This is a genomic window from Limnohabitans parvus II-B4 (assembly GCF_003063455.1).
In the GTDB taxonomy this organism is placed as follows: Bacteria; Pseudomonadota; Gammaproteobacteria; order Burkholderiales; family Burkholderiaceae_C; genus Limnohabitans_A; species Limnohabitans_A parvus.
The window spans coordinates 33065-44719 of the sequence record NZ_NESN01000005.1 but is presented as its reverse complement, the minus strand read 5'-3'; the positions used below and the strand labels follow the sequence as shown (position 1 = coordinate 44719).

The 11655-nt window shown below is 61.8% G+C and carries 10 protein-coding genes; 5 read left to right on the top strand and 5 right to left on the bottom strand.

What is annotated here, in order from left to right:
* Positions 1-27: 27 nt before the first annotated feature.
* On the top strand, positions 28-1536 hold the full coding sequence (locus B9Z37_RS12565) for an AMP nucleosidase (protein WP_108313373.1): 1509 nt from the start codon (positions 28-30) through the stop codon (positions 1534-1536).
* Positions 1537-1655: 119 nt separating this feature from the next.
* On the top strand, positions 1656-2597 hold the full coding sequence (gene gshB, locus B9Z37_RS12560; protein WP_108313642.1) for a glutathione synthase: 942 nt from the start codon (positions 1656-1658) through the stop codon (positions 2595-2597).
* 50 nt (positions 2598-2647) lie between these two features.
* Here the strand turns inward: gshB and B9Z37_RS12555 are convergent, their stop codons facing one another.
* The 5 genes from B9Z37_RS12555 to B9Z37_RS12535 form a co-directional block, all read right to left on the bottom strand.
* Positions 2648-3412 carry a class II glutamine amidotransferase gene (locus tag B9Z37_RS12555; protein ID WP_108313372.1) on the bottom strand — a complete coding sequence of 255 codons (765 nt, stop codon included), beginning with the start codon at positions 3410-3412 and terminating at the stop codon, positions 2648-2650.
* Positions 3413-3415: 3 nt separating this feature from the next.
* Positions 3416-4942 (bottom strand): MFS transporter, encoded by a 1527-nt coding sequence (locus B9Z37_RS12550; RefSeq protein WP_108313371.1) that lies wholly within the window; start codon positions 4940-4942, stop codon positions 3416-3418.
* Positions 4939-5196 (bottom strand): cysteine-rich CWC family protein, encoded by a 258-nt coding sequence (locus B9Z37_RS12545; RefSeq protein WP_108313370.1) that lies wholly within the window; start codon positions 5194-5196, stop codon positions 4939-4941. Before B9Z37_RS12545 ends, B9Z37_RS12550 begins: the two co-directional genes overlap by 4 nt.
* Before the next feature lie 11 nt (positions 5197-5207).
* The gene (locus B9Z37_RS12540) at positions 5208-5441 is read right to left on the bottom strand and encodes a hypothetical protein (protein WP_108313369.1); all 234 of its coding nucleotides are present in this window, start codon (positions 5439-5441) and stop codon (positions 5208-5210) included.
* 97 nt (positions 5442-5538) lie between these two features.
* The gene (locus tag B9Z37_RS12535; RefSeq protein WP_108313368.1) at positions 5539-7770 is read right to left on the bottom strand and encodes a malate synthase G; all 2232 of its coding nucleotides are present in this window, start codon (positions 7768-7770) and stop codon (positions 5539-5541) included.
* A gap of 183 nt (positions 7771-7953) precedes the next feature.
* Here B9Z37_RS12535 and B9Z37_RS12530 point away from each other — a divergent pair, with 183 nt between their 5' ends.
* From B9Z37_RS12530 to argS, 3 genes are all read left to right on the top strand, one after another.
* Complete coding sequence (locus tag B9Z37_RS12530; protein ID WP_205872590.1) at positions 7954-8877, top strand: hydroxymethylglutaryl-CoA lyase; 924 nt, start codon at positions 7954-7956, stop codon at positions 8875-8877.
* A gap of 74 nt (positions 8878-8951) precedes the next feature.
* The gene (locus B9Z37_RS12525; protein ID WP_108313367.1) at positions 8952-9878 is read left to right on the top strand and encodes a LysR family transcriptional regulator; all 927 of its coding nucleotides are present in this window, start codon (positions 8952-8954) and stop codon (positions 9876-9878) included.
* 69 nt (positions 9879-9947) lie between these two features.
* Positions 9948-11645 (top strand): arginine--tRNA ligase, encoded by a 1698-nt coding sequence (gene argS, locus B9Z37_RS12520; protein ID WP_108313366.1) that lies wholly within the window; start codon positions 9948-9950, stop codon positions 11643-11645.
* Positions 11646-11655 lie beyond the last annotated feature (10 nt).

The following is an 11655-nucleotide window of genomic DNA, read 5'->3' as shown; positions in this document are numbered from 1 at the left end:
GAAACATTGGATGTGCACAATGGGGCCATGCAAAGACCCACACCTTTCATCGCCCCCGAAGTGTTTGACACAGCCGAAGCCGCCTTGGCTCGGGTTCAAGCCATTTATGACCAAAGTCTGAAGCACCTGCGCGAGGCCATGCGCCGCTATGTGGCGGGCGAACCGATGGCCGACAAAGTGCGCGCTTGCTACCCCTTTGTGCGGTTGCAGACCACGACCGGCTGGGTGCCGCCCAAGAGCCTGGAGACCGAATGGCTGAGCTACGGCTTTGTGGCCACCGCCGGGCGCTACGAAACCACGCTCACGCGGCCCGACCTGTTTGCCGTGTACCTGCGCCAGCAGTTTGCGCTGCTGCTGGCCAACCACGGCGTGGCGCTGGAGGTGGGCACCAGCCAGTTGCCGATTCCGGTGCATTTTTCGTTTGCCGAAAACGACCACATCGAAGGCGAGATGAGCGCCGAGCGCCGCGCCCAAATGCGCGAGGTGTTTGACCTGCCTGACCTGACGGCCATGGACGACGGCATTGCCAACGGCACCTACGAGCCCGCACCCGGCCAGCCCGCGCCGCTGTCGCTGTTCACCGCGCCGCGCATCGACTATTCGCTGCACCGCCTGCGCCACTACTGCGGCACCAACCCGGTGCACTTTCAGAACTTTGTGCTGTTCACCAATTACCAGTTCTACATCGACGAGTTCATTGCGCTGGGCCATGCCGAGATGGCCAAACCGGACAGCCCTTATGTCGCCTTTGTGGAGCCGGGCAATGTGGTCACGCGCCGCGTGGGCCTGAGCTCCCAGCCCGAAGACGCTTTGGGCGCGGCTCCGCCACGCCTGCCGCAAATGCCGGGCTACCACCTGGTGCGAGAAGACCACAGCGGCATCACCATGGTCAACATTGGCGTCGGCCCGGCCAACGCCAAGACCATCACCGACCACATCGCGGTGCTGCGCCCGCACAGTTGGCTGATGCTGGGCCACTGCGCGGGCCTGCGCACCACGCAGCAGCTGGGCGACTACGTGCTGGCCCATGCCTATGTGCGCGAGGACCATGTGCTCGACGAAGAGCTGCCGCTGTGGGTGCCGATTCCGGCACTGGCCGAAATTCAGGTGGCGCTGGAGCGTGCGGTGTCCGAGGTCACGGGTTGTCATGGCGCGGACCTCAAACGCCTCATGCGCACCGGCACCGTGGCCAGCACCGACAACCGCAACTGGGAGTTGCTGCCCACCCAGAACGCGGCCACCACGCCCCAACGCCGTTTCAGCCAGAGCCGCGCCGTGGCGCTCGACATGGAGAGCGCCACGATTGCTGCCAACGGTTTTCGTTTTAGGGTGCCCTACGGTACGCTGCTGTGTGTGAGCGACAAGCCGCTGCACGGCGAGATCAAGCTGCCCGGCATGGCCAACCACTTTTACCGTGAGCGGGTGAACCAGCACCTGCAGATCGGCATACGGGCACTCGAATTGTTGCGCGCTGCAGGACCGGCCCAACTGCACAGCCGCAAGTTGCGCAGCTTTGCCGAAGTCGCTTTCCAGTGACGGGGTCAAGGTCTGGCCCCTGTAGGTCGGTGGCTTCAGCCCCGACACGATGGATCACGAACACTTGTCGGGGCTGAAGCCGCCGACCTACAAAACGATCACCTCCTACAATGAACACCATGAAAATCCTCTTCGTTGCCGACCCTCTTGAGTCCTTCAAAATTTACAAGGACACCACGTTTTCGATGATGCGCGAGGCGCAAAAGCGCGGACACCAGGTCGTGGCATGCGAGATGACCGATATGCGCTGGCAACAAGGCGAAGCGGTATCGGCGCAGGTACGCGAAATTCGTCTGACGGGTGACCCCACGACTTGGTTCTCCGAAACCGGCACCGGCCGTGCCGCATTGAAAAATTTTGACGCAGTGGTCATGCGCAAAGACCCACCCTTTGACAGCGAATACTTTTACGCCACCCACCTGTTGGGCCAAGCCGAGCGCGAAGGTGCCAAGGTGTTCAACAGCCCTGCCGCGCTGCGCGATCACCCTGAAAAATTGGCCATCATGGAGTTCCCGCAATTCATTGCACCCACGCTGGTCACCCGCAGCGAAGCGGACATCCGTGAGTTCCACGCCACGCACGGTGACATCATTTTGAAACCGCTGGACGGCATGGGCGGCATGGGCATTTTCAAGGTCGGTGCCGATGGCCTGAACCTGGGCGCGATCATCGAAACCCTGAACCAAGGCGGCGCCCAGACAGTGATGGTGCAAAAGTTTTTGCCCGGCATCGCAAAAGGCGACAAACGCGTGCTGCTGATCGGCGGCAAGCCCGTGCCGTTTTGTCTGGCGCGCATTCCGCAAGGCGGCGAAGTGCGTGGCAATCTGGCCGCTGGCGGCAAAGGCGTGGCCCAACCCATCTCAGCGCGTGACCGCGAAATCGCCGAGGCCCTCGGCCCCATTTTGTTTGCACGCGGCCTGATGCTGGTGGGGCTGGACATCATTGGCGACAGCCTGACCGAGATCAACGTCACCAGCCCGACCTGCTTTCAGGAAATCACCGACCAGATGGGTTGCGACGTGGCGGCGTTGTTCATGGACGCGGTGGAAGCCGCACTTTAAGCGCTGCGGCGTCAGGCCCGCTCGAATCTTTCACCGAGCCTGAATCCAATCTACGCGTTCAGATTCCCGTCCTCAAATGCATACAAGCGGCCAGGCTCAAAAGCGACCCAGTTTTCGTCGGTGGTCAGCGGTTGCGTGACCACCACCGCCACGCGGTCACTCTCACGGGTGTGGTCCGCAAAATTGACACTCAGATCTTCGTCACTGAGCGTGGCCCGATTAAACGGGTGCCTGCGCAGCACATAGTGCAGATGCGTGCTGGCGTGCGACCACAGGGCTTGCCCGTTGGACAACAAGAAATTGAACGTGCCGTGCTGTGCGATTTGCGGCACCAGCTCGCGCAAGGTGCAACTGAGTTCTGCCACGCTGGGCACGCTGGCGTGTGATTTGGCCAGCTCTTGCATGAGCCAGCAAAACGCCCGCTCGCTGTCGGTCTGCCCCACGGGCTTGAAGCTGCCGTGCAGGCGCGGTGCGTAGTCCACCAAATTACCGTTGTGCGCAAACACCCAGTAGCGCCCCCACAGTTCACGCACAAAGGGATGGCAGTTTTCTAGGCTCACCTCACCCTGCGTGGCTTTGCGAATGTGAGCGATGACGTTCTGACTTTTGATCGGGTAGCGGCGGATCAGGTCGGCAATGGGTGAGGTGCTGGCGCTTTGGTGGTCCACAAAATGGCGTACGCCTTGGCCTTCAAAAAAAGCGATGCCCCAACCGTCACTGTGGTGGTCGGTGATGCCACCACGCTGCGCAAAGCCGCTGAAGCTGAAGGTCACATCGGTGGGGGTGTTGCAGTTCATGCCGAGCAGTTGGCACATGGTTCAGTCTTTCTTCGCAATCGTTTGAGCTTCACCCATTTTCCAGGCCGCCAACAAGGCCAAGGCGGTCATGGTCGCCAAAAACACAAAGGTCTCGTTGAAGGCCCGCAAATCAGCACCGCCCTGTCCGCTGGTCGACAAGGCATAAACCGCCAGTCGCCACTCCAGCACGATGGCGCAAATGCTCACGCCCGCCGCACCACCCAGCATGCGCACAAAACCAATCACGCTCGACGCCTGCGGGATCAGGTCTTTGGGCAAGCCCCGCATCGCCCCCAGGTTGAGTGAAGGCAAGATGAACCCTAGGCCAATGCGCCCGAGGATCACCAAAATCCAAAGCAGCGCCAAGCCTGCGGCCGGATGGACCAAGGGCATGAGCGCGAACGACAGCGCCAGCAAAGCCAAGCCCCAGCTCACCCAATGGGCGGGCGGCATGCGGTGCGACAAACGCCCCACGGCGGCGATGGTCACGGCCAGCAAAATACCCGCAGGCAACAAGGCTGCGCCAATGTAGGACGGTGACAGCCTCAAACCCATTTGCATGTAGACCGGCAGCAAATAGGTCGAGCCAAACAGCGCGATGCCGTAGGTGAACGACACCAGCGCCCCCATGGCGAAATGGCGGTGGCCAAACACCTGCAGGTTCATCAGTGGGCCTCGGGGGGCCTGGCGCACTGGCTGGCCTTTGCGGCCTGAACCTGGGCGGCGCCCGTGTCGACGAGGCAGCAGCAAATAGCGCTGCCAGGCCACAAACGCCGCCATGCCCACGCCCGCCAGCGCCAGCAGCGCCACGGCCACCGTGTCGTCATCGCCACGCAACTGCACCAGGCCATTGAGCAGCACGAGGGTGGACACACTGGCCAGTGCCAGCCCGATCCAGTCCAGCCCCGGGCTGTCGGCATCGGCTTGCACACCGCCAGGGGCCGAGGTGGGCACATAGCGGCGCGACAACCACAGCGCCACCATGGCCAGCGGCACCACCATGAAAAAGATCGAACGCCAGCCAAACACATCGACCAGCACCCCGCCAATGCTCGGGCCAATGGCCGGGGCCAGCACCACGCCCATGCCAAACAGCCCGCTGGCGCGGCCCTGCTCGTCAGACGCAAAGGCACGCAAGATGATGATGGCCGGAATGGGTTGCACAACCCCGGCGGCCAAGCCTTCGGCCACACGGGCAGCCATCACCAAAGGGAAGTCATTGGCAAAGCCACCCGCAACTCCGCCCCCCAGCAACAGCCACATGCACACCTCGTACACCCGGCGGTAGCCATAGCGCGACAGCAGCCAAGGCGTGGTGAGCATGGACACCGTCATGGCCACCATGAAGCCCGAGGTCACCCACTGCACACGGCTTTGGCCCAGCGTGAAGTGGGCGCTCATGTCAGGGATGGCCACGTTCATGATGGTGGACGACATCACCGCCGCCATGGAGCCCAGCATGACCGACAGCAGCAGCAACCAGCGATGCCGCTCGCCATAACGCGCTTGCAGTGCTTGCAGGCTGTGGGGGCCTTGGGCCAGGCTCATGCGTGTTTGCCTTGGTTATGGCCTAGGCTTGTGCCTGGGGAAGGCTGTTCGGACGCCGCCACACAAGCCGCGCAAATGCAGGCCTTGTTGCGCGCCGCTTCGGGCACTTGCTTCAGCAAATCGGCGCTGAACTGAACCCGCGTGCACCAGCACGGCCCGGACGCGGCATCACAGGCTTGCGGCATGGCCATGGCACAGGCATTGGGCTGCCCGCACAAGGGGCAGCGGCAAGGGTCAAGGGCAGGCTGCGACATGGTGGCAGGTCTCAGTCCTTGCCCTGGCGGCGGCGCTGCGCGTCACGCCACAGGCGAATGCCCAGTACCACCAGAGGGGTGGTGTGCAAGAAAAAATCAAAGATGTCGATGGGTTTGCTCAAGCTGCCTTGCATGAGCATGCGCCACTTCTCCACCAAATGCGGCTCAGGCACAAACGGGGCCCCGGCCAAATAAACGGCAATAGCCACCAGCCACCACATCGGAATCCGGTCAATCCAGCGCATCGCGCCCTCCTCAAAGCACCATTTTCAACCATGCACAGCAAAACGGCTCCCGAAGGAGCCGTTTTTAAGCATCGGCCCTTGTCAGAGCCCTGCGCTTTCAGGCCGCTTTGACCTTCAAGCGCCAAGCATGCAGCAGCGGCTCGGTATAGCCACTGGGTTGCGCCTTGCCTTTAAAGACCAGATCGCAAGCCGCTTTGTAAGCCGCCGACTTGGCGAAGTTGCCTGCCATGGGCTGGTAAGCCGCGTCGCCAGCGTTTTGCGCGTCCACCACAGCGGCCATGCGCTCCATGGTTTGCTTGACTTGCTTTTCGGTCACCACGCCGTGCTGCACCCAGTTGGCCATGTGTTGGCTGGAGATGCGCAGGGTCGCGCGGTCTTCCATCAGGCCCACGCCGTTGATGTCGGGCACCTTGGAGCAGCCCACGCCTTGATCAACCCAGCGCACCACATAACCCAAGATGCCTTGGGCGTTGTTGTCGAGTTCTTTTTGTTTGTCTTCAGCCGACCAGTTGGCCGCGTCTTTGGCCACCACAGGGAACTGCAGCAAAGCGTTGAGCGTGTCTTCGCGCAATTGTTTCGGGTCTTGCTTGGCGACAGCCTTTTCCATCTGCTTTTGCAGCGCGGAGACATGAACTTGGTGGTAGTGCATGGCGTGCAGCGTGGCGGCAGTGGGGCTGGGCACCCAAGCGGTGTTGGCACCGGCCAGTGGGTGGCCGATTTTGGCTTTCAACATGTCGGCCATCAGGTCGGGCATGGCCCACATGCCTTTGCCGATTTGGGCGCGGCCACGCAGGCCGCAGGCCAGGCCCACATTGACGTTGTTCTTCTCGTAAGCACCCAACCAAGTGCTGTTCTTGATGTCGCCCTTGCGCATCACGGGTCCGGCCAGCATGCAGGTGTGCATCTCGTCGCCTGTGCGGTCCAGGAAGCCGGTGTTGATGAAGGCCACGCGGCTCTTGGCGGCAGCGATACAGGCTTTCAAATTGGCGCTGGTGCGGCGCTCTTCGTCCATGATGCCCAGCTTGACGGTGGAAGGCTTCATGCCAATGACTTTTTCGACACGACCAAACAGCTCGTCGGCAAACGCCACTTCGGCGGGGCCGTGCATCTTGGGCTTGACGATGTAGACGCTGCCCGTGCGGCTGTTGCGCAAAGGGTGCGAGGACTTTTTCTGCAAGTCCACCAAAGCGCAGGTCACGGTGACCATGGCGTCCAAGATGCCTTCGGGGATCTCGTGGTTTTTGCCGTCCGCGCCTTTGTACAAGACGGCGGGGTTGGTCATCAGGTGACCGACGTTGCGCACAAACATGAGCGAGCGGCCGTGCAGCTTGACGGTACCTTTGCCAGCGGGCTTGGTGTATTCGCGGTCACCGTTCATGGTCCGCGTGAAAGTCTTGCCGCCCTTTTGCACTTCTTCGCTCAGAGTGCCTTGCAAAATGCCCAACCAGTTGGCATAGGCCAGCACTTTGTCTTCGGCGTCCACTGCAGCCACCGAGTCTTCCAAGTCGAGGATGGTGGACAAAGCGCTTTCAGCGATCAGGTCGGACACGCCAGCCGGGTCGGTCTTGCCGATGGCCGTGGTCTTGTTGATTTGCAGATCGAGGTGGATGCCGTTGTGCACGAACAGCACCGAGGCGGGGGCTGATGCGGAGCCGGTGTAACCGACAAACTGCTTGGCATCGGCCAAGGTGGAATTTTTGCCATTGGCCAGGGTGACCACCAGCTTGCCCGCTTTCACGGCGTAGCCCTTGCTGCCCACGTGCGAACCGGTCTTCAGTGGGGCCGTGCGGTCGAGCACGTTGCGGCAGTAGTCGATGACTTTGGCGCCGCGCTTGGGGTTGTAGCCCGAGCCTTTTTCGCAACCGTCGGTCTCGCTGATCGCGTCTGTGCCGTACAGCGCGTCGTACAAAGAACCCCAACGGGCGTTGGCCGCGTTCAGGGCGTAGCGTGCGTTCAAGATCGGCACGACCAGCTGAGGGCCAGCGAGCTTGGCCAGCTCGGCGTCCACGTTGGCGGTGGTGGCTTGGGCATTTTTAGGCTCAGGCACCAAGTAGCCGATTTGGGCGAGGTATTTGCGGTAGGCCTTCATGGCCTTGGCATCGTTGACCGGACCGGGATTGGCGGTGTGCCACGAGTCCATGGCGGTCTGGATGCGGTCACGCTCGGCCAGCAGGGCGATGTTTTTGGGGGCCAGATCGGCCACGATGTCGTTGAAGCCTTTCCAGAACTGGTCTTTGTCCACGCCCGTGGCGGGCAGCATCTGGTCGTTGATGAAGCTCAGCAGCGGGTTGGCCACTTGCAGGTTGTGGATGGTGGTGCGTGCAGTCATGGAAGCCTCGAAAGGATGTTGAAAAACAGGAATATCGGTCATTGAATGGGACGCTGTTGGACAAGGCAACCGCGTCTATTCAGTGAAAAAGGACTTTATTCTAAGTTTGGATGCAGATAAACACGCTCAAAAGCCATAAACCCATGACTTTTCCGCACGAATCCACTGTTGTTTAATCGTGTCATGACCAACATTCACGCCCCTGAGGTCCTGATCAGCGAAGTGGGTCCACGCGATGGGCTGCAATCGGTCAAGGCCACCATGCCCACGGCCGACAAGCTGCGCTGGATCGATGCACTGGCGGCTGCTGGGCTGCGCGAGATTGAAGTGGCCTCGTTCGTGCCCGCCCAGCTGTTGCCGCAAATGGCCGATGCTGCACAGGTGGTGCAGCACGCGCTGCGCCACACTGGCGTGCGGGTGATGGCCCTGGTGCCCAACCTGCGCGGCGCACAGGCGGCGCTGCAGGCCGGGGCGCAAAAGCTCACCCTGCCCGTATCGGCCAGTCCCGCCCACTCCATGGCCAACGTGCGCAAAACGCCAGAAGCCATGGTCGAAGAGGTCAAGGCAGTCTTGCGCTTGCGCGACGAGATGGCGCCTGGCGTGCCGGTCGAAGTCGGCATGTCCACCGCTTTTGGTTGTACCTTGCAAGGCCTGGTGCCAGAAGACGATGTGCTGCGCCTGGCCGTGCTGCTGGCCGAAGCGGGCGTTGACGAGATTGGCCTGTCGGACACCACCGGCATGGGCAACCCTGCCCAAGTGAGCCGCTTGTTCAAGCGCATGTTCCAGGAAATCGGCCCCCTCACAGGCGCGGCCCACCTGCACAACACCCGAGGGCTGGGCTTGGCCAATGGCCTGGCCGCCTACGAGGCAGGCGTGCGCACTTTTGACAGCTCGCTCGGCGGCCTGGGCGGCTGCCCTTACGCCCCTGGCGCTTCAGGCAATGTGGTCACAGAAGACCTGGTCGTCATGTTCGAGGCCATGGGCGTGTCCACCGGGGTTGATCTGCACAAACTCATGGCCGCACGCGCGCCGTTGAAAGCCGGGCTGCCTGGCGAACCGCTGTACGGCATGACGCCCGAGGCGGGTTTGCCCAAGGGCTGGGTTTGATACAAGCATCCTCGCGCATCAATCACCCATCGCAACGGCAGCATTGCAACCTTGAACCCGCATAATCGAGGCACATGGACAAGCTCAAAGCCTTTGAAACCTTCGTCTCGGTTGCCACCAAAGGCAGCCTGACCGCCGCCGCCCGGGCTGAGGGCGTGGCCCCGGCCATCATTGGCAGGCGGCTCGATGCGCTGGAAGAAAACCTGGGCGTGAAGCTGCTGGTGCGCACCACGCGGCGCATCACCCTGACCCACGAAGGCAGTGCATTTCTGGAAGATTGTCAGCGCTTGCTCTCGGATGTGGCCAATGCCGAAGCCAGCGTATCGGCGGGGGGCGTCAAGGCCAGCGGGCATTTGCGCATCACCGCTCCGGCTGGTTTCGGGCGCAGGCATGTGGCCCCTTTGGTGCCGCGCTTTCGCGAACTGCACCCCGATGTGTCGATTTCGCTCAATTTGAGCGACCGGGTGGTGGACTTGGCAGCCGAGGGTTTTGACTGCGCCGTGCGCGTGGGCGACCTGCCCGACTCGTCGCTGGTGAGCGTGCGCATGGCCGACAACCGCCGCTTATGTGTGGCTACGCCGGGCTATCTGGCGCGACGCGGCACGCCTTTGCAGCCGTCCGACCTGTTGCAACACGATTGCCTGACCTTGTCGAGCGATGCCTCACAAACCCGGGGCTGGGCGTTTCGCACATCGACCGAAACAGGCCATGAAGTCACGCACCTGCGACCCGGTGGCCCGCTCGACTGCTCGGACGGCCAAGTGCTGCACGACTGGTGCCTGGCGGGCTACGGGATTGCATGGCGCAGCACCTGGGAAGTCGAAAGCGAAATCCAGTCAGGCCAGTTGGTCGCCGTGCTGGAAGACTTTGCTGCGCCGCCCAATGGCATCTTTGTGGTTTTCCCTCAGCGCAAACATTTGCCCTTGCGGGTGAGGCTGTGGATTGACTACCTGAAACACCACTACGCCCAAACCGGTTACTGGCAGGCACCTCCGCATTGATTCGTACTCAGAACGGCCATTCAAGCCAAGCACTTGGGCTCATCAAGCCTGCCCGTAAAATGGGCCTCTATGCTTTCTGCCAAACAACATTTGCTCACGGCCCTGGCCGCAGAGCTTGAAAAACTCCAAACCGGTGCCGGTGCGCGCGCGGCCTTCGAATCGCCCAAAGTGGCTGCTCACGGCGACCTGGCTTGCACGGCCGCCATGCAGCTGGCCAAAGCCCTCAAGCAAAACCCCAGGCAGCTGTCGGAAACCCTGCGCACGGCCTTGTTGTTGACACCCGCGTTCGAGCGCTGGGTGGACGCGATCGAGATCGCAGGACCTGGCTTCATCAACATCCGCCTCAAGGATGCGGCCAAGCAGGCCGTGGTACATGAGGTGCTGCAGGCCGGTGCCGATTTTGGCAGCCAAAGCATCAAAACCGACAAAGTGCTGGTCGAGTTCGTCTCTGCCAACCCGACAGGCCCGCTGCACGTGGGCCACGGCCGTCAGGCCGCCTTGGGTGACGCCATCTGCAATCTGCTGGCCACACAAGGCCAGCAGGTTTACCGCGAGTTCTATTACAACGACGCGGGCGTGCAGATCGGCACCCTGGCCAATTCCACCCAGTTGCGCGCCAAGGGCTTCAAGCCGGGCGATGCAGAGTGGCCCAGTGGCGAAAATGCACCGGCCTACAACGGCGACTACATCCAGGACATCGCCAACGACTTTCTGGCGAAGAAAACCGTCAAGTCCGACGACCGCGAATTCACCGGCAGCGGCGATGTGAATGACCTGGACGGCATGCGCCAGTTTGCTGTGGCCTATTTGCGCCACGAGCAGGACTTGGACTTGAAGGCCTTTGACGTCAAATTCGACAACTACTACCTGGAGTCGAGCCTGTACACCAGCGGCAAGGTGGATGCCGCCGTGCAAAAGCTCAAAGACGCAGGCAAGACCTACGAACAAGACGGCGCGCTGTGGCTCAAGTCCACCGACTACGGCGACGACAAAGACCGTGTCATGCGCAAGGGCGACGGCAGCTACACCTACTTCGTGCCCGATGTGGCCTATCACATCACCAAGTGGGAACGCGGCTTCACCCGCGTGGTGAACATCCAGGGCACCGACCACCACGGCACGATTGCCCGGGTCCGTGCAGGTTTGCAAGCGGCTAACGTGGGCATCCCCGAGGGCTACCCCGACTACGTGCTGCACACCATGGTGCGGGTGATGCGCGGGGGCGAAGAGGTCAAAATTTCCAAGCGAGCTGGCAGCTATGTCACGCTGCGCGACCTGATCGAGTGGACCAGCAAAGACGCGGTGCGTTTCTTCCTGCTCTCGCGCAAGCCCGACACCGAATACATCTTCGACATCGACCTGGCGCTGGCGCAAAACAACGACAACCCGGTGTACTACGTTCAGTACGCCCACGCACGCATCTGCTCGGTGTTGGCGGCCTGGAAAGACAAGGACGGTGGTGACACCGCATCACTCGCCAACGCCGATTTGTCGCCACTGCAAAGCCCGCAAGCCCACGCGCTCATGCTGGCCTTGGCCAAGTACCCCGAGATGCTCACATCTGCAGCCACCGACTTTGCGCCGCACGATGTGACCTTCTACCTGCGTGATTTGGCCTCGCTGTACCACAGCTACTACGACGCCGAACGCATTTTGGTGGACGATGAAGCGGTCAAAACCGCCCGACTGGCCCTGGTCGCGGCCACCGCGCAAGTGCTGAAAAATGGCCTGCAAGTACTGGGCGTGTCAGCCCCCCCAAAAATGTGAACGGACACAA